General features: G+C 63.5%; 20 protein-coding genes. 9 read left to right on the top strand and 11 right to left on the bottom strand.

Annotated features, from left to right (window positions below; genetic code table 11):
- Window positions 1-5: 5 nt before the first annotated feature.
- Complete coding sequence (locus tag ACNHKD_RS01705; RefSeq protein WP_442755405.1) at window positions 6-413, bottom strand: DUF983 domain-containing protein; 408 nt, start codon at window positions 411-413, stop codon at window positions 6-8.
- A gap of 153 nt (window positions 414-566) precedes the next feature.
- Window positions 567-1292, bottom strand: a complete 726-nt coding sequence (locus tag ACNHKD_RS01700; protein WP_442755404.1) for a hypothetical protein — start codon at window positions 1290-1292, stop codon at window positions 567-569.
- A gap of 550 nt (window positions 1293-1842) precedes the next feature.
- On the opposite strand from ACNHKD_RS01700, the gene atpD reads away from it, so the two are divergent.
- Genes atpD through ACNHKD_RS01655 form a run of 9 tightly spaced genes read left to right on the top strand, consistent with a single transcriptional unit; the run spans window position 1843 to window position 8355 of the window.
- Window positions 1843-3255: a F0F1 ATP synthase subunit beta gene (atpD, locus tag ACNHKD_RS01695; RefSeq protein ID WP_442755403.1), complete on the top strand. Its 1413-nt coding sequence runs from the start codon at window positions 1843-1845 to the stop codon at window positions 3253-3255.
- Window positions 3252-3701 carry a F0F1 ATP synthase subunit epsilon gene (locus ACNHKD_RS01690; RefSeq protein WP_442755402.1) on the top strand — a complete coding sequence of 150 codons (450 nt, stop codon included), beginning with the start codon at window positions 3252-3254 and terminating at the stop codon, window positions 3699-3701. Before atpD ends, ACNHKD_RS01690 begins: the two co-directional genes overlap by 4 nt.
- A complete protein-coding gene (locus tag ACNHKD_RS01685; protein ID WP_442755401.1) occupies window positions 3698-3988 on the top strand; it encodes an AtpZ/AtpI family protein in 291 nt (96 codons plus the stop codon). Before ACNHKD_RS01690 ends, ACNHKD_RS01685 begins: the two co-directional genes overlap by 4 nt.
- On the top strand, window positions 3985-4272 hold the full coding sequence (locus tag ACNHKD_RS01680; protein WP_442755400.1) for an N-ATPase subunit AtpR: 288 nt from the start codon (window positions 3985-3987) through the stop codon (window positions 4270-4272). Before ACNHKD_RS01685 ends, ACNHKD_RS01680 begins: the two co-directional genes overlap by 4 nt.
- Window positions 4272-4976 carry a F0F1 ATP synthase subunit A gene (locus ACNHKD_RS01675; RefSeq protein WP_442756810.1) on the top strand — a complete coding sequence of 235 codons (705 nt, stop codon included), beginning with the start codon at window positions 4272-4274 and terminating at the stop codon, window positions 4974-4976. Before ACNHKD_RS01680 ends, ACNHKD_RS01675 begins: the two co-directional genes overlap by 1 nt.
- The gene (locus tag ACNHKD_RS01670; protein ID WP_442755399.1) at window positions 4963-5208 is read left to right on the top strand and encodes a F0F1 ATP synthase subunit C; all 246 of its coding nucleotides are present in this window, start codon (window positions 4963-4965) and stop codon (window positions 5206-5208) included. The genes ACNHKD_RS01675 and ACNHKD_RS01670 overlap by 14 nt, the downstream gene beginning before the upstream one ends.
- 12 nt (window positions 5209-5220) lie before the next feature.
- Window positions 5221-5961 carry a F0F1 ATP synthase subunit B family protein gene (locus ACNHKD_RS01665; RefSeq protein ID WP_442755398.1) on the top strand — a complete coding sequence of 247 codons (741 nt, stop codon included), beginning with the start codon at window positions 5221-5223 and terminating at the stop codon, window positions 5959-5961.
- The gene (locus tag ACNHKD_RS01660; RefSeq protein WP_442755397.1) at window positions 5948-7510 is read left to right on the top strand and encodes a F0F1 ATP synthase subunit alpha; all 1563 of its coding nucleotides are present in this window, start codon (window positions 5948-5950) and stop codon (window positions 7508-7510) included. Before ACNHKD_RS01665 ends, ACNHKD_RS01660 begins: the two co-directional genes overlap by 14 nt.
- Window positions 7507-8355 carry a F0F1 ATP synthase subunit gamma gene (locus ACNHKD_RS01655; protein WP_442755396.1) on the top strand — a complete coding sequence of 283 codons (849 nt, stop codon included), beginning with the start codon at window positions 7507-7509 and terminating at the stop codon, window positions 8353-8355. The genes ACNHKD_RS01660 and ACNHKD_RS01655 overlap by 4 nt, the downstream gene beginning before the upstream one ends.
- Window positions 8356-8551: 196 nt before the next feature.
- Here ACNHKD_RS01655 and ACNHKD_RS01650 read toward each other — a convergent pair whose 3' ends face one another.
- From ACNHKD_RS01650 to ACNHKD_RS01610, 9 genes are read right to left on the bottom strand one after another with little or no spacing between them, the layout of a single operon-like run.
- Entirely contained in the window at window positions 8552-8869 is a 318-nt protein-coding gene (locus ACNHKD_RS01650; protein WP_442755395.1) for a hypothetical protein, read from the bottom strand.
- A 2-nt stretch (window positions 8870-8871) separates the two neighbouring features.
- Window positions 8872-9504, bottom strand: a complete 633-nt coding sequence (locus ACNHKD_RS01645; RefSeq protein ID WP_442755394.1) for a cytochrome c oxidase subunit 3 — start codon at window positions 9502-9504, stop codon at window positions 8872-8874.
- On the bottom strand, window positions 9497-11140 hold the full coding sequence (locus ACNHKD_RS01640) for a cytochrome c oxidase subunit I (protein ID WP_442756809.1): 1644 nt from the start codon (window positions 11138-11140) through the stop codon (window positions 9497-9499). The genes ACNHKD_RS01645 and ACNHKD_RS01640 overlap by 8 nt, the downstream gene beginning before the upstream one ends.
- Window positions 11113-12045 carry a cytochrome c oxidase subunit II gene (gene coxB / locus ACNHKD_RS01635; protein ID WP_442755393.1) on the bottom strand — a complete coding sequence of 311 codons (933 nt, stop codon included), beginning with the start codon at window positions 12043-12045 and terminating at the stop codon, window positions 11113-11115. The genes ACNHKD_RS01640 and coxB overlap by 28 nt, the downstream gene beginning before the upstream one ends.
- Window positions 12042-12824, bottom strand: coding sequence for an SCO family protein (locus ACNHKD_RS01630; protein ID WP_442755392.1), 783 nt, complete (start codon window positions 12822-12824; stop codon window positions 12042-12044). The genes coxB and ACNHKD_RS01630 overlap by 4 nt, the downstream gene beginning before the upstream one ends.
- Window positions 12733-13263, bottom strand: a complete 531-nt coding sequence (locus ACNHKD_RS01625; RefSeq protein ID WP_442755391.1) for a hypothetical protein — start codon at window positions 13261-13263, stop codon at window positions 12733-12735. The genes ACNHKD_RS01630 and ACNHKD_RS01625 overlap by 92 nt, the downstream gene beginning before the upstream one ends.
- Complete coding sequence (locus tag ACNHKD_RS01620; RefSeq protein WP_442755390.1) at window positions 13244-14296, bottom strand: hypothetical protein; 1053 nt, start codon at window positions 14294-14296, stop codon at window positions 13244-13246. The genes ACNHKD_RS01625 and ACNHKD_RS01620 overlap by 20 nt, the downstream gene beginning before the upstream one ends.
- Window positions 14293-14772 carry a c-type cytochrome gene (locus ACNHKD_RS01615; RefSeq protein ID WP_442755389.1) on the bottom strand — a complete coding sequence of 160 codons (480 nt, stop codon included), beginning with the start codon at window positions 14770-14772 and terminating at the stop codon, window positions 14293-14295. The genes ACNHKD_RS01620 and ACNHKD_RS01615 overlap by 4 nt, the downstream gene beginning before the upstream one ends.
- The gene (locus tag ACNHKD_RS01610) at window positions 14769-15578 is read right to left on the bottom strand and encodes a quinol:electron acceptor oxidoreductase subunit ActD (RefSeq protein WP_442755388.1); all 810 of its coding nucleotides are present in this window, start codon (window positions 15576-15578) and stop codon (window positions 14769-14771) included. The genes ACNHKD_RS01615 and ACNHKD_RS01610 overlap by 4 nt, the downstream gene beginning before the upstream one ends.
- Between the last annotated feature and the right edge of the window lie 4 nt (window positions 15579-15582).

Raw genomic sequence — 15582 nt, 5'->3', positions numbered from 1 at the left:
GAGCGTCACTGGCGGTCCGCATTGCTTTGTCGCTCCGCTTCTCGCAGCGACGTCGCCTCAGGCTTTCTGTTGATGAGCCAAAGGGCGGCTATGAAAAAGCCCTTGGAGATCGGCAGGAAGATGAGCGCGGAGGCGATCGTGACGGCGATCAGAACGCCCGCCTCCCGCCAATAGGGCATGAGCTCGCCGCGCTCGAGGAAAATAAGCAGCGGCACGACGATATGCGCGACGAGGCCGATGGTGAGCCAGGCCGGCCCGTCATCGGCGTCGAGGCCCTCGAAGCTCTCGCCGCAATGCGGGCAGGCGTCCTCTCGCGCGAGATAGCTCTTGAAGATGCGCCCCTCGCCGCAGCGCGGGCATTTCATGCGCGCGCCGCGCCATAGGATCTTCGCCGTCGCCGTCGCGTCGCTCATCCAGTTTCCCCCGCTTTATCCGATAACGCTTTTTTCACGAGCGCGCGGCGCGAATCAAGCGGTTGCGATTCGGACCCGGTTTGTGCGCCTCCCGTATCGCGCTTCCCGCTTTGGGACGGGCGGGCGAGTCGCAGTCGGCGCCATCCGCTAACGCTACGGCCTTTTCGCCTTCCCGGCGCGCATATAGACGCCGTCGAAGCGCACATTCATGCCGCCGCAGCGATTATTGTCGCGCGCGAGCAGGAAAGGCGGCAGCAGCGTCAGGCTCACATGGCATTCGTCTTCCGCGTCGACGAAAACCGCCTGATCGCCTTTCGGCGCCGCCTCGCCCGACATCTCGCCAGTATGCGGACCGCCCGGAACCTCCCTGGGCGAGGGATTGGCCGAAGGCCAATAGGCCTCGCCGCTCGCGGAGAGCTTGTCGCCCTTGGCCTTGAGCAAGATGAAGTCATCGCCCATCCGCCATTCTCCGATCCAGTCCTTGCGCGTCGTCTCTATGAGCGGCAGCGCCTCAAGGCGGTCTTGCGGCAGATAGCCGGCGGAGCCTGCGGCGTTCTTCCCGTTGCGATAGAGAATGCAGCGATAGCCGCCGAAAGATCGCGCCGTGATCACGAGATCGCCCGGAAGAACGTAGCTCTTGCTTCGGCAGGCCGCGTCTTCGCCCGGGCAGACGGGACAGACGCCCTTCCGCTTGTCCTTGTCGCAATAGAAGGCGTCCTCGATGAGGAAGGCCTTGTCCGCGCCCGCGACCTTCGCGAGGCCGTAAGTTACGCCTTCTTCGACGAAGACGCCGTTGCGGCAATTGGGCGCCTCCGCGGCGAATGCGGCGGTCGAGAGCGCCCCGATCAGCGTGAAAAAGCATGTGGTCCTGTAATTCATACTTTCTCCCGCGTCCGCTTCAGGCGTCTTCCCGTCCGGCAGACAGCTTGCCGTCACTTCGCCCATTATGTCGATCGCCGCACGCCGTCGCCGCAAGGCCGTATTAGAACGGTTGCGCCACGCCGTTATTGTCGAAGTTTCCGCCGATTGAAATACGCCTCAAGGGCGCCGCGCCCGTCGACGGCGAAATTGCGCGCGCGTCCCGTGAGCTTGCCCGCGCCGGCGGCGGCTATCAACTGGGCGCGTCGCCGCGCTCCGCGTCCGCCATTCGTCAACCGGAACGGCGCCGATCGATCCGTCGATCAGCAGCGTTGCGACGTCGCGCACGGTCGCATCCCCTTAACGGAGACCACGTCATGGGTCATAATGTCGCTCGCGAACATGGCCGTCCTTTGAGTCGCGAGCGTGGCGTCGTCTTGCATGTAGATATGAAAATCTTGGCGTTTCACAACTCGGCCCCTTGAACCGCGAGGGAACGCTTTTGGATAGGGTGGGAAGTGAGCCAATTGCCCGGATAAAGCCGGATGCGTCCGCGCCGCCCGGCGTCGTCGTGGCGGTTCGCGGCGCGATTGTCGAGGTCGCGTTTCCGCCGCAGGCGCTGCCCACCATCAATGAAGCCCTGTTGATCGAGCGCGACGCCGGCGACAAAATACTCGCCGAGGTGCAAGCGCATGTCGATCAAACCAACATACGCGCGATCGCGCTGCGCTCGACCATCGGATTGAGGCGCGGACAAAAGGTGATCGCGACGGGCGGCCCCGTTGAAACGCCTGTCGGAGAAGCCGTGCTTGGCCGTCTGGTCGACGTCACGGGGAGCATTGCGGACGACGGACCGCCGCTTCCGGCGGACGCGCCGCGACGGTCCATCCACCGCCCGCCGCCGCCTCTCGCCCAGAAAAGCCCGGGCACGGAGATATTTGCCACGGGCGTCAAGGCGATCGATCTCCTGACCCCGCTGGCTCACGGCGGCAAGGCCGCGATGTTCGGCGGCGCCGGCGTCGGCAAGACCGTGCTCGTCATGGAGCTGATCAACGCCATGATCGCCCGCTACAGGGGAATATCGGTTTTCGCCGGCGTCGGGGAGCGCTCGCGCGAGGGTCATGAAATGCTGCTCGACATGCGGCGCTACGGCGTTCTTGACCGCAGCGTTCTCGTCTACGGCCAGATGAACGAGCCGCCCGGCGCGAGATGGCGGGCTCCGTTGACGGCCCTGACCATCGCCGAGTTCTTTCGCGACGAGCGGCGCCAGAACGTCCTTCTTTTGATGGACAACGTCTTCCGCTTCGTCCAGGCGGGCGCGGAGGTTTCGGGGCTGCTGGGCCGAATGCCGTCGCGCGTCGGCTACCAGCCGACCCTCGCAAGCGAAGTCGCCGATCTGCAGGAACGCATCGCCTCCGTGGGCGACGCGGCCGTCACGGCGATCGAGGCGGTCTATGTCCCCGCGGACGATTTCACAGACCCCGCGGTGACCGCGATCGCGTCTCATGTCGACAGCATGGTGGTTCTGTCCCGACAGATGGCGGCCGAAGGCATGTATCCGGCGATCGATCCAATTCAATCGTCGTCCGTATTGCTCGATCCCCTCGTCGTTGGCGAGAAGCACGCGCAGGTCGCAACGGAAACGCGCCGCGTCATCGAACATTATCGGGAGCTTCAGGACGTCATCGCGCTTCTTGGCGTGGATGAATTGAGTCTGGAAGATCGCCGTCTCGTCGGGCGCGCGCGGCGGCTGCAGCGATTCCTTACCCAGCCCTTTGTCGTGACCGAGAATTTCACCGGTATGGCCGGCCGTTCGGTCGCCGTCGCCGAGACGATCGCGGGCTGCAAGAACATTCTCCAGGGCGACTGCGACGACTGGCCGGAAAACTCGTTCTATATGGTCGGCCCGATCGACGAAGCGCGCGAGAAAATGCTTTCAGCGCGTCGCCGCGCGGAAACGCCCGCAAATGGAGCGCCTCCGTGACCTCGCGGCTCCGTCTGGTCATCTCGACGCCGACAAGGCTTCTCGTCGACGAACCGGAAGCGGCGTCGGTGCGCGGCGAAGACGCAAGCGGCGCCTTTGGAATTTTGCCGGGCCACGCAAACTTTGTCACAGCGCTCTCCGCCTCCGTTCTGCGGTGGCGGGTCGGCGAGAAAGAGCGATATTGCGCGGTGCGCGGCGGGGTGATGTCCGTCAAGGACGGGCTCCAGGTGAGCGTCGCCTGCCGGCACGGCGTTCTCGGCGACGAGCTGGAGAAGCTGGAGGCCGATATACGCGCCGCCGCCGCCGTTCAGGCCGGCGCCGAAAGCCGCGCCCGCGTCGAGCAGACCCGGCTTCATGCTTACGCGGTGCGCCAGCTTGTGCGCTATTTGCGGCCAGCCGGGCTGTCCGACTCCATTATCGGCGACGGCCAGGGAGAAGGGCAGTGACCGGGCGGCCCGCGTCTCGCTCGACCGAGCGGCTTTCGGAGGCGGCGCGCAAGGCCGCAGCGCGGGAGCGCGAGCTTCGCCATGACCCCGAGCCGTCGCTTGGAAAGCGGCTGGGGCAAATCGGCGTCCTCGGTTGGACGATCGTCCTTCCCGCCCTGGCCGGGCTCTTCGCTGGCCGCTGGCTGGACAGGACCATGCATTCCGGCGTTTTCTTTTCGGCGCCGCTCGTCATGGCGGGCGCGGCGCTCGGATTATGGCTCGCCTGGAAATGGATGTCCCGCCAATGACCGCCTCCGCTCCGCTTTCCTCGCTTGCGCTCCAACTCTGCGGGGGAGGCTTGGTTGGCGCGATTGTGGGCTATGGCTACTTCACGGCCCTGTGGTGGAATGTCCTGCTGATCGATCGCGGCGCGACGGCGCGCGCGTTGCTCTTGCTGGCGGCCAGGGTCACCGCGCTGGTTCTCACCCTGTTCATCCTGGTCCGCGTCGGCGCGCTCGCCCTTCTTGCTGGCGCGGCGGGGCTTCTGGCGGCGCGGCGCATTCTCGTGCGGCGCCTGGGAAGGCCGTCGTGATCGCTTCGCCGCTGGAACTCCAAACAGCGTTTCGCCTCGGCCCGGTTGTGATTTCCAGGCCCGTGGCGACGACATGGGCGTTGATGGCGCTCCTCGTGGTCGGAAGCGCGCTGGCGACGCGCCGGCTGACTTTGCGTCCCGGAAACGTTCAGGCCTTTCTCGAGCTGATCGTCGATGCGCTGGATTCGCAGATACGCGACACGATGCGCGTCGATCCCGCCCCCTATCGCAGCTTGTTCGGAACGATTTTTCTATTCATCCTTCTCGCGAACTGGTCGGCGTTGTTGCCGGGCGTCGAGCCGCCCACCGCCCGGCTCGAAACGGACGCCGCCCTCGCTCTCGTCGTTTTTGCGGCGACCGTGTACCATGGTCTGCGGACGCAAGGGGTCCGGGGGTATCTGAAGACTTTCGCGGAGCCGAGCCTTTTCATGGTTCCCCTCAATCTCGTCGAGCAGGTCACCCGCACCTTTTCCCTGATCGTGCGCTTGTTCGGCAATGTGATGAGCGGCGTCTTCGTCGTCGGTATCGTCCTGTCGCTCGCCGGCCTTCTCGTGCCGATTCCGCTGATGGCGCTCGATCTGCTAACGGGAGCTGTGCAAGCCTATATCTTCGCCATTCTCGCAATGATCTTTACCGCGGCCGCGATCGCGCCTGAGAATGGCGCCGCGCAGCCTTTCGACGGAGCGCCTAATGGATCAGATTGAAAATTTCAGCGTTCTGGCGGCGGCGATCGCCGTTTCGTTCGGAGCGATCGGACCCGCTTTGGCTGAAGGCAAGGCGGTCGCCGCCGCGATGGACGCGATCGCGCGCCAACCCGAGGCGGCCGGCGTCCTGTCCCGAACGCTTTTTGTCGGCCTCGCAATGATCGAGACAATGGCGATCTACTGCCTCGTGGTCGCCTTGCTGCTGCTTTTCGCTAATCCCTTTGTGAAATAGGCTGTGGCTCGCATGCGTATGGATTGGTGGACGCTGTCGCTCCAAACCGTCAATGCGATCGTACTGATTTGGCTGTTGGCCTATTTTTTCTTCAGGCCGATCGCCAACGTCATCGCGGCGCGCAAGGCGGCGGCGGCGCAAATGATCGAGGAAGCCGGGCAGGCGAAGGCCGCCGCGCTTTCAATGCGCGAGGAAGAGAAAGCCGCCCTCGCCGCCGCCGCCGAACGCCGGTCCGCCGCTCTGGCGGCGGCGGCGGAGGAAGCGGAGGCGCAAAGGGAGGCCTTGCTCGCCGCTGCGCGCAGCGATGTCGATCGCATGCGCGACGAGGCGCGCGGCGAGATGACGCGTCAGCTCGAGCTTGCGCGCGACATGCAGACAAAACATGCAAGCGCGCTCGCCCTCGACATCGCGAAGCGCCTGATGGAACGGTTTCCTCAATCGAGCCTCGTATCCGGGTTCATCGCCGGTCTCGCCGACGCGGCCGCCGCGTTGCCGGAAAACTCCAAACTGGACTTCGAAGAGGATGGCGGCGTGCGGCTCAAGACTCCGAGAGCCTTGACGCCTCAGGAGCATGCCGATTGTCGCCGGGCGCTCGAGATCAGCTTCGGGCGGCCGCTCGAATTCTCGGTTGAAATCAACCCTGCTCTCATCGCCGGGCTGGAGCTCGAAAATCGCCATACGACGATCCGAAACAGCCTGCGCGCGGACCTTGCCGACATCGCCGCATCGCTCGACGATCATGACCGAGGCTAGCCGGGAGGACATTTCCGCCGGTCTCGGTCACTGGACCGACTGGCTCGAACGGAGCCGCGACCGCCTCTCACGGCTGACGCTCGGCCCGAGCGTGCGGCGCGTCGGCCGCGTCGAAAGCTTCGCCGACGGCGTCGCCTTCATTTCGGGCCTGCCGCAAGCGCGGCTCAATGAGCTGCTTCGTTTCGAGAATGGAAGCCTCGGTTTTGTCACGGCGCTCGACGTCGACAGCGTCGGCGCGGTGTTGCTCGACGATGTGGGCGCCATCGAGGCCGGCGCCGCGGTCGAGGGCCTCGGCAAGACGGCGCTCGCGCCCGTCGGTCCCGGCCTGCTCGGGCGCGTCATCGACCCGTTGGGGCGACCGCTCGACAATGCGGGGGCGCTCCTCGTTGAAGGCTATCAGCCGATAGAGCGGGACGCGCCGAGCATCATCGATCGTGATCTCGTCACGGAGCCGCTGGAGACGGGGCTCCTCGTTATCGACTCGATGTTTTCCATCGGCCGCGGCCAGCGCGAGCTGATATTGGGCGATCGCGCGACGGGCAAAACGGCGATCGCCGTCGACGCGATTCTCAACCAGAGGCAGACGGATGTGATCTGCGTCTATGTCGCGATCGGGCAACGCTCGACGGCGGTCGAGCGCGTGATCGAGGCGGTGCGTGCGCGCGGTGCGCCGGAGCGCACGATCTTCGTGGTGGCGGCTGCATCCAGCGCGCCGGGGCTGCAATGGATCGCGCCATTCGCGGGCTTCGCAATGGCGGAATATTTTCGCGACCGTGGCGGTCACGCGCTTGTCGTTGTCGATGATCTTACGAAACATGCGGCTACCCATCGGGAGCTCGCCTTGCTGACGCGAGAGCCGCCGGGGCGGGAGGCCTATCCGGGCGACATCTTCTATTTGCACGCTCGTCTGCTCGAACGCGCCGCGAAGCTGTCGCAAGCGAAGGGCGGCGGCTCGATCACCGCCCTGCCGATCGCGGAAACCGAGGCGGGCAATCTCTCCGCCTATATTCCCACCAATCTCATTTCCATCACCGACGGCCAGATCGTTCTCGATTCCCGTCTCTTCGCCGCAAACCAGCGCCCGGCGGTCGATGTCGGGCTGAGCGTGAGCCGCGTTGGGGGCAAGGCGCAGCCAGCGGCGCTGAAACAGGCTTCCGCGCGGCTGCGGCTGCAATATTCGCAGTTCCTCGAACTCGAAATGTTCAGTCGTTTCGGCGGCGTTTCGATCCGCCTCGTGCAGAATGAAATCACGCGCGGCCAGAGAATTCGCGCCTTGCTAACGCAGGAAAGATTCGCGCTGCTGCGACAGGCGGACCAGGTCGCGCTTCTCCTTGCGCTCGACGCCGGAGCGCTCGACACTCTGGATTCCTCGGCGATCGCGCAACTGCGCCATCAAGTTCCAGATCGTGTGGATCGAGACGCGCCCGAAGCGATTCAGGCTTGTCGTTTCGGCAGGGCGCTCGACGAAACGCAGCAAAACGCGCTCATCCGCGTCGTGGAGGCCCTCGCCTCCGAGATCCGCGCGGCGAAATCGAGCGCGCCGACATGAGCGGCGACGAGCTGAGCGCCCTTCGCAAGCGCATCGCGGCGACGCGCCAGCTCGAAACCGTTTTCACCGCCATGCGCGGCGTCGCCGCGGCGCGCAGCCGGGAGGCCCAGCGTAGCCTTGACGGCGCGCGCGCCTATGCCGGCGCTGTGGGCGAAACAATCCGGATCGCCCTCGCCCTCTCCCCGGATGAACCGGCGGCCCGCCGCGCGCCGACGAAGCGGATCGTTTTGGCGTTCTGTTCGGAGCAGGGTTTTGCGGGGCCGTTCGACGAACGCGTGCTGAGCGCGGCGACCGGCCTCGGGGCCGACGCCGCCCTTTATGTCGTCGGGCAGAGAGGCGAGGCCAGCGCGATCGAGCGCGGCCTGGCGGTCGCCTGGTCGACTCCCATGGCCGCGCATGCGGTCGACGCGCCGTCAGTCGCCGAACGGATCGCGGACGCGCTTTACGACCAGGTCGCCAGAAACCAGACGACGCAGGTCACGGTCATCCATGCGACCCCATTCTCGCCGGCCAATTTTGGCGTTGTGACGCGATCGCTGATCCCGCTCGATCTCGCGCGGTTTCCAATTGCGGAACGCGGCAGCCCGCCGATTCTCAATCTCGCCCCGCCATTGCTCCTCTCGCTGCTCGCCGAGGAATATGTGTTCGCGGAGCTTTGCGAGGCGACGCTGCTGTCTTTTGCATCCGAGAACGCCGCGCGCATGCAGGCGATGACGTCCGCTCGGAGCAATGTGCGAAAGACGCTTGACGAGCTGACGGCGCGCCACCGGCGGGCGCGACAGGAGCAGATCACGGGGGAGGTGGTGGAGATTTCGAGAACGAGCGGGGATTTTGCCGGGAGATAAACGGGGGCAAAGCGAAAGCGCGGCTCGAAGCCGCCATTTGCCGGCGCTGCATGTCATGCCGGCCAATGTCAATTCCGCAGAGCAGCGCCACGGCCGCCGCCGCGACCGCCCGTGTCGACGGGTGCGATTCATACGACAGGCTTTTGAGCGGCGAACAAACTTTGCCGTGTCCAAGCAATGGAATGGAACACCGTCTTTATGGAGCGGTCCACCCAGGTTTTTCCTGGCGCCGATTCAGGTCGTGATCGGCCCGCGTGAGCGGATCGAGCCCGCCGAGGCCAAGCAGGATCGCCAGCCATAGTAGCGCCGCGACAGCGAAGAGGCGCGCAAGCTCCCGCCCTCGGCCCAGCTCCATGAAAACGAGAGCGATCACGCCGCACATCAGCGCCGCAGGGGCCAGTATGAGAGGCCGGAATGCGCGATCGAACGGCTGAGAGCTTATCCATATCTCGAATGCAAGCAGCAGGAGCAGCGCGCCATAGGCGAGGGTGAGCTGTCGAAGCCGATCGCCCATGGTCACCGCCCGATGAGATAGATGAGCGGGAAAAGAATGACCCAGACCATGTCGACGAAACCCCAGTACAACCCCACGATCGTCGCAGGCGCATGCGCCGAAGCGGAAAAATGCCGGGCTCGGGCGAGGATCCAGGCCACGAGGCCGAGACCGACGAGAAGATGCAGCCCATGTATCGCCGTGCTGACGAAATAGAAGACAAAAAAGAGCTGCGCGCCGTCTCTAAGAGGTCCATCAATTGAGAAGGCCGCGCCCGGAAATAACGATCTCCGAAAATCCTCGCGCCACTCGACGCCGAATTTAAGAAGGATGAAGCTCGCGCCCAGGAGCCAGGCGAATGCGAGGCATAGCATCATGGCCCGCACCTGGCCCTTCCCAAGAAAGGCGAGGCCGACGCTGTAGAGGTAACTGCTCGAAAGCAGAATCGCCGTGTTGACGACGCCTATGGTCAAAGAGGTTTGTTGCGCGCCGGCGTCGAATCCCGCCGCGTTCCAATGACGCGCATAAATCCAGGCAAGGAACAAAGGTCCGAAAAAAAGCGCTTCGCTGGCGAGAAACAGCCACATGCCGGCGAAAGCGGTCTCCATCTGGTGCCTTGCGCTCGAAAACTGGAAGGTATGGACGGCGTCACTCATTTCGAACGCCCTCTGTGCAGGGATATTGATAAGGCGGCTCGGTGACGATTGGCGTCGTCGAGAAATTTTCCGTCCGCGGCGGCGACGGCGTCGTCCATTCAAGTCCTGTCGCTCTCCAGGGATTCGCGGCCGCATGCCGTCCATAAAATAGCGACCAGCCGAGATAGGCGAGCGGGAGAAGATATCCGACCGCGAGGATCGTCGCGCCAGCGGAGGACAACACATTGAGCACCTGAAATTCCGCGGCGTAGGAATGATAGCGCCGCGGCATGCCGAGATAGCCGAGCAAAAATTGCGGGGCAAAGGTGAGGTTAAAGCCGATGAAGATGATAAGCGCGGCTACGCGACCCCAGATTTCCGGATAGAGCCGGCCGGTGATCTTCGGCCACCAGAAATGCAATCCGGCAAAAAAGGCCGACACCATGCCGCCGACCATCACATAGTGGAAATGCGCGACGACGAAGTACGTTTGCGTGAGATGCACATCGGCCGCCAGCGCCGCGACGAAAAGCCCCGTCAATCCACCGATCGTAAAGAGACCAATGAATCCGATGGCGTAAAGCATCGGGGCGTCGAAGCGGATCCAGCCCTTATGCATCGTGCCGATCCAGTTGAAGACTTTAATCGCCGACGGAACGGCCACCATATAGCTCAGAATCGAGAAAACGAGCGCCGAATAGAGCGACGTCCCCGCGACGAACATATGGTGGCCCCAGACCAGGAAACTGATGACCGCGATCGCGACGCTCGCCCAGACCACGAATTTGTAGCCGAATAATTCCTTGCTTGAGAAAGCGGGAATGATCTCGCTGATGACGCCGAAGCCCGGCAGGATCATCACATAGACCGCCGGATGGGAATAGAACCAGAAGAGGTGCTGGAACAGTAGCGGATCGCCGCCGATCGCGGGATCGAAGACGCCGATGCGGAAGATGCGCTCGAACGCCAACAGGAGAAGCGTCATAGCCAAAACGGGGGTTGCGAGCACGAGAATGACGCTCGTCGCGTAGAGCGACCAGAGGAACACAGGCATGCGGTAAAAGGTCATCCCGGGCGCGCGAAGCTTGTGAATGGAAACGATAAAATTCAGGCCGGTAGCGATCGACGAGAAACCAGAGATGAAAATGGCGACGACCGCCGCCACGACATGACCGTTTGAGTAGAACGAGCTCAGCGGCGTATAGAACGTCCATCCGGTGTCGACGCCGCCGGCGACAAGCGCATAAAGCGCCACGAGCCCGGCGAGAACGAAGAGATACCAGCTCAGCAGATTAAGGCGCGGAAAGGCGAGATCGCGCGCGCCAAGCATCAGAGGAACGAGAAAATTCCCTAAAGTGACGGGGACGGCCGGCACGAGGAAGAACCAGACCATCACCACGCCGTGCAGGGAGAATAGCCTGTTATAGGTCTCGGGCGAATCGAGCACACCCTTCGGCAAAATCAGATTGTATCGTATGAGCGCGGCTGCGAAGCCGCCGATAAAGAAGAAGAAGGTGATCGTTCCGAGATAAAGGAGGCTGATGCGCTTGTGATCTGTCGTGAAGAGCCAGCTCCTCAACGTTGCTCCGTCGTTTAAATAGGATTCCCGGGGTGCGGCGGTTTCGGCGATCACGGCGGCGCCTTTCGTTTCAGCGATTTGATATAGGCAATGAGTTTCAGGAGATGCTCTTCGTCGATCTGCTCCGCAAACGATGGCATGATCGCCGGATAGCCGACGACGCGTCGCTTTCGAGGAATCACGATGCAGTCTCTGAGATATGTCTCGTCGGCTTTCACGATTGCGCCGTCGGTGAGCTTCACTTCGGAGCCGTAGAGTCCCGCGAGGGCCGGCCCGATCCCGCCCGCGCCCTGGTCGCCGTGGCAGCCGGCGCAGCCATGACGCTGAAAGACGGCGGCGCCTGCTTCGGCGAACGTCTCGCCCTTAGCGCCGCCTCCGAGCCAGCGCTCGTATTCTTCTGGCTCCATGACGACAATTTCACCGATCATGCTCGCGTGACCTTCGCCGCAGAGCTGGGTGCAGAAGAGGTGGTAAACGCCCGCTTTTTCGGCCGTGAACCATAAGGTTTCGTAGCGTCCCGGCAGAACGTCGTGCTTGATGCGAAAGGCTGGAATCGAAAAATCATGGATGACGTCCTCCGACGTCATGACGAGCTGAACCGGCTGCCGGATGGGAATATGCAACGCGTTGATCTCGCGTTGCCCGTCAGGGTGTTCGACTTTCCACATCCACTGCTTGCCGACGACGTAGATCTGCAGCGCGTTGGCCGGCGGCTGAAAGAGACGCACGTAGAGATCGGCGCCCCAGATGAAGAGGCCGAAGAACGCGGCCAGGGTTGCAATGGTCCACGAGATTTCCAGGCGCCAGGTTTTCTGCGGAGGCTTGCCCCGATCGGTCGGACTGCCGGCGCGATATTTCACGATGTAGCGGGCCATAAGCCCGAAGACGAGGGCGAGAATGGTCAACGACGCCGCCGTGAGCGCCAAAATCAGCGCATCGACTTCCCTCGCGTCGACTGTCGCCTGAGGAAGGGTGAAATTCACGCGTCAGATCCTTCCCGACGAAAGGCGTATAGAAGCGCGAAACCGATGACGACGCTGGTCGCGATTGAAAGTAGACGAAGCATCTTGACGATGGCGATCGAGTATCGACCCGTCGATGCGTCGAAATCGAAACAGAGAAGCAGGATCGGTGAAGCAGGCGGCAAAATTTCGCCTGACGCCGCGCGCGACGCCGCGAGTTGCGTCTCGGTCGGCCTGAAGCCCACGCCCAGGAGATAGCTCGATACGACGCCCGTCGGCGAGACGAACACCGCACCGACAGGATGCGCGATCGTCCGCGCTTCGTCCGCCGGCCGGCTGGCGAACCCGACTGCGTCGGCGACGCTTTTGATCGCGTCGCGTCCGCCTGTCAGATAATGCGCGTGAGCCGCAAGCTCGGGAGCCGCGGCGTTTTCAAGATCGCGCGCCTTCGCCTGTGATGCGGTTGCATCCGTGTCAGCCGGATCGATGCTGATGGCGACGAAGACATAATCCCGACCCGGGACCATGCCGGACCGCGCGAGCGCCTGGATGAGGCTGGCGCGCAAAACGTCGCATAGTTTGGGACAGTGATAATAGCCAAGCACCAATGCGAGCGGCGCGCCGTTGAGAAGATCCGACAAGCGAAGTTTGTGTCCCGCTTCATCCCGGAACTCCTGTTGTCCCGGTAGCCGTGAACCCAATCTTTGCTCAAAGACGACGCCTGCAATATCGGGCGCCGGCTGCGCAGCGGCGGCCTGCGCCAGGACGACGAGCGCCGTGATTACGACGATGCGCTTCATTTAATTTCTCCTGCGACTTGCTCGCCGCGACTCCGCCGCTCGGCGCTTTTTCCGCCGGGGGTTGCGCAAGCGGGGCCTCTTCTGGCGGGCGCGGCCAGCCGCGAATCCCTTCTTTGGCGACGAGGCGCATCGCTTGGGTGATCGGGATATGCGCGCGCCCGGCGCTTTGATCGATCCAGCCCGTGCTGTTCAGCTGCGCCATCTCTTCGTTGTAAAGGCGCGCCATATCCGCCGCGGGATCGGTTTGCAGCGCCGGCGCCGGATAGGGTGAAATCGGCAGATGCAGCGTGCGGTCGAGGAGCGATCCCGGGAATAGCCATAGCACAAGCGCGGCGAAGAACATCACGGCGAGCGTCGCTGTCGCCGCGCCGGCCCAAACAAAACGGGCCGAAACGTCGCTGGCTTCATGCCGTGCGGGTTCAAGGCCGATTTTGGACATATTTTGCCGCTCCCGTCGGAGGCGCTAGATAAGCGGCCGCGGCCGCAGCTATCGCCAACACGCCAAGCATGACGCCGCCTTCGACCCAACCCAAACTGGCGCTGAAGGGTGGCGCGACCAGCCACAGGCTTCGAAGCACGGCGCTGAAGATGAGCAATCCGCAAAGGAGAATCATAGCGCCGCGTGAACGCTGAGCTCCTGGTGAAAGAAGAACAAGGAACGGTAAGGCGAAATGGATGCCGGCGATCGCGAGAGCGACGCCGCCCCAGAAGCCACGCCAGCGCAAGTTGTACCACGACGCCTCGCTGGGCAGGTTGGATTGCCATACTATGAGCAATTGCACGAAATCGAGATAGGCCCAAAGGATCGTCAGCGCGAGGAGCAGTCGACCAAGCTGACGGAGGATCTCGCCATCGGGCGGTTCGACAAGGGCGGCGAGGAGGATGGCGACTGAAAGAGCGGTTAGCGCCATTTCGGCGATCACCATCATCCCGAAAACGCTGGAAGCAAAGCGCGGGTCCAACGAAAGAATGGCGTCGATCGAAGCGAAGGTCAGCGAAAGCGCGAGCAGGATCAAGCCTGCCGGCGCGATTCTTTCCAGCGCCCGCTCGGGCGAGGGCGTGCGCAGGGCGCGCAAAACGGCGCGCGCCAACGCGAACCAGATCACCAGATAGAGCGCGACGCGCGCTGCGGCTGTGGGACCGTTCAGATAAAAGGCATTGTCGAGCGCCGCGGCCTGCGGTCTGAGCCAGGGATAAAGTTCCTTCGCCGCGAGCAGCAGCGGCACAAGGAAGGGCGCGAGCAAGGGCAATGTTCGGATGCCGACGATAAGCTGCGAACGTATAGAAAAGCCCCAGCCGCCGCCGGTGAGGCAGTGGATCAGCAACAGGCCCATAGAGCCGAGCGGCCATGAGATCCAAGCTGTGAGCGCTGCAAGCCACGCATGAGGAAAGGCGTCCGAACCGCGCCATGCCGCCGCAGCGGCGACGCCGACCCCAATGACCCCGAGGAGCGAGGCGCCCGGCCGATTCATGGCCTGACTCCGTCACCCGCCGCCGCGAGGTCGTCGGGCGTCGCGTTTTGGCTGCGTTGCAACGCCTTGATGTAGGCGACGATCGCCCAGCGGTCGTTTGGCGGCGCCCGCGACGCGAAGGAATACATGTCGCCCTGGCCATTGGTGATGACGTTATAAAAATAGAGCGGCGGCTGCTCGCGCAACGCGGCGCTGTGATAGCTCGGCGGCGAAGGAAAGCCGCGGCGAACGACCATGCCGTGACCGTCGCCGAGTTCGGAATGGCAGGGCGTGCAGAAGATGCGGTAGCGCTCCTGTCCGCGCTCAAGTAGCGCCAGCGTCACTGGCGGAGCCGACGGCGCGGCTTCTCGAAAGCCGGCGACGCCCGCGGGCGTCTCGGCGGGACCGACAAAGGGCGAATAGTTCTTCTGCTTCGGCTGCACGCTCATGTCGTCGCAGCCGGCAAGGAGAACCATAACCACGAGCGCGCGTCTCACGGGAATATCTCCTCAACCGGCTGCGCGCCAAGCTCGTTCAAGAGGCGCTCAACCTCGCGCATTTCGTTGGCGGTATGCGTGTCGACGGCGATAATCCAGCCATCGTGCGCCGCTCCGCGGCCAGCGGCCGTCTCGTCGATTGGTTCGAAATAGGAAAAGAGAGGCGCGGCGAAGCAATAGCCGAAAATCGCCGTCAAAACTGCGGCGAGCATGCCGATCTCGAGGGCGATCGGAACAAAAGACGCCCAGGAAAAGTCCGGACGTCCTCCGACATTGAGGGGGTAGGAGACCGTATTGGCGTAAGCTTCCATAGCAAACCCGCCGAGAAAGCCGATCGCGCCCCCGATCAGCGTGATAGCAGGCAACGGCGAAGACGCGCTCCTGTCGTCGCGATCGCCGGGCGAATAGGTGCGCACGGCGTCGAAGCCGCGGATTTTCAGGCAATCGAGCGCATGTTCGAGTTCCTCGCCCGCCTTGAACGCCGCGACCACAGCGCCTCGAACGTAATCTTCGCTGAGCGTCTCGCGGCCGCCCTGCGACACAGCGGTTACGTCGTCAGGATCGCTCGGCGGCTCCGCAGGATAGGCGCATTGCGGCGGATCGCAGCGCTCCCCGAGACGCGGGTCGAAAGAATACGCCGTGCCGCAATAAGGACAGATGATTTGCGTCGCCGCCCCCATGTCCAGGAAGACATGCGGATGATCGTTGGGCGGCCAGGCGCCGATGCACATGAACTCCTTCACGCCGACAATTATGCGCGGGACGCCCAGCTCGTTGTGGAAATGCGGGGTCGCTTGGGATTTCATGTCC

This window comes from Methylocystis sp. JAN1 (assembly GCF_052186135.1).
GTDB lineage: Bacteria > Pseudomonadota > Alphaproteobacteria > Rhizobiales > Beijerinckiaceae > Methylocystis.
This window is presented reverse-complemented; position numbering and strand designations above follow the sequence as displayed.

What these genes read in the sequence shown, in the direction of transcription:
- ACNHKD_RS01625 (WP_442755391.1), bottom strand. Translation starts at nt 13,263, where the DNA reads ATGTCCAAAATCGGCCTTGAACCCGCACGGCATGAAGCCAGCGACGTT.
- ACNHKD_RS01700 (WP_442755404.1), bottom strand. Translation starts at nt 1,292, where the DNA reads ATGAATTACAGGACCACATGCTTTTTCACGCTGATCGGGGCGCTCTCG.
- ACNHKD_RS01660 (WP_442755397.1), top strand. Translation starts at nt 5,948, where the DNA reads ATGACCGAGGCTAGCCGGGAGGACATTTCCGCCGGTCTCGGTCACTGG.
- ACNHKD_RS01645 (WP_442755394.1), bottom strand. Translation starts at nt 9,504, where the DNA reads ATGAGTGACGCCGTCCATACCTTCCAGTTTTCGAGCGCAAGGCACCAG.
- ACNHKD_RS01630 (WP_442755392.1), bottom strand. Translation starts at nt 12,824, where the DNA reads ATGAAGCGCATCGTCGTAATCACGGCGCTCGTCGTCCTGGCGCAGGCC.
- ACNHKD_RS01620 (WP_442755390.1), bottom strand. Translation starts at nt 14,296, where the DNA reads ATGAATCGGCCGGGCGCCTCGCTCCTCGGGGTCATTGGGGTCGGCGTC.
- ACNHKD_RS01650 (WP_442755395.1), bottom strand. Translation starts at nt 8,869, where the DNA reads ATGGGCGATCGGCTTCGACAGCTCACCCTCGCCTATGGCGCGCTGCTC.
- ACNHKD_RS01610 (WP_442755388.1), bottom strand. Translation starts at nt 15,578, where the DNA reads ATGAAATCCCAAGCGACCCCGCATTTCCACAACGAGCTGGGCGTCCCG.
- ACNHKD_RS01705 (WP_442755405.1), bottom strand. Translation starts at nt 413, where the DNA reads ATGAGCGACGCGACGGCGACGGCGAAGATCCTATGGCGCGGCGCGCGC.
- ACNHKD_RS01680 (WP_442755400.1), top strand. Translation starts at nt 3,985, where the DNA reads ATGACCGCCTCCGCTCCGCTTTCCTCGCTTGCGCTCCAACTCTGCGGG.
- ACNHKD_RS01665 (WP_442755398.1), top strand. Translation starts at nt 5,221, where the DNA reads ATGCGTATGGATTGGTGGACGCTGTCGCTCCAAACCGTCAATGCGATC.
- ACNHKD_RS01655 (WP_442755396.1), top strand. Translation starts at nt 7,507, where the DNA reads ATGAGCGGCGACGAGCTGAGCGCCCTTCGCAAGCGCATCGCGGCGACG.
- ACNHKD_RS01670 (WP_442755399.1), top strand. Translation starts at nt 4,963, where the DNA reads ATGGATCAGATTGAAAATTTCAGCGTTCTGGCGGCGGCGATCGCCGTT.